Genomic DNA, 548 nt, shown 5'->3' with positions numbered 1-548 from the left:
GGAGAGCACCGTGAGCAGAAAGCCGTAAGGCTGCACGCTGCCGGGAACGTGGATGGGCTCGCGATCGCAATTGGTGAGATTGACGGCTTCGTTCATGCGCGGTCCGCCGCCCGCTCGAACGCGGCGAAGGCGATGCGCGCTCCCGCGATCGCTTCGACCTCGTCGCAGGACCGTTCGCTTTCAAGCGTCGACAGGAAGCTCTGCCAGAGGCGCTTGCCCGCACCGTGGCGGAGATAGCTGGTCGCTTGCGTGATGCGCGGGTCGGTGGCGTCCGCGAGCTCCCTGAGCAGGAATTTGGCTCCGAGCCGGGAACCTTCGAGCACGTACATGGCGCCGAGCATACCGCTGGGGGTGAGCGGCGGAACCAAGACGGTGGATTGCGCGTCGCTGCCGAGCCGTCCGAGATCGGCCGCGATCGCGGCACTGCGCGTGCGCTCCGGCCAGTCCGGAAACAGGTCGGCGACACCCGCCTCGACGAGGGCGGCTTCGAGCGGCAGCAGCGCGCCGGCGCTGGCTTGGAGAAAACGGCGGTAGCCCGCCAGAACGGT

At 68.4% G+C, this 548-nt stretch carries 2 protein-coding genes; both read right to left on the bottom strand.

Going from position 1 to position 548, the window contains the following annotated elements; translation table 11 throughout:
• Window positions 1-96 (bottom strand): hypothetical protein (locus JHD07_RS39815; RefSeq protein WP_366864835.1); only part of this gene is annotated, 96 nt, incomplete at its 3' end.
• Window positions 93-548 (bottom strand): biliverdin-producing heme oxygenase (locus tag JHD07_RS19740; protein ID WP_291624903.1); only part of this gene is annotated, 456 nt, incomplete at its 5' end. The genes JHD07_RS39815 and JHD07_RS19740, both read right to left, overlap by 4 nt.

It is taken from the genome of Bradyrhizobium sp., assembly GCF_016462955.1.
Classification (GTDB): domain Bacteria; phylum Pseudomonadota; class Alphaproteobacteria; order Rhizobiales; family Xanthobacteraceae; genus Bradyrhizobium.
This window is presented reverse-complemented; position numbering and strand designations above follow the sequence as displayed.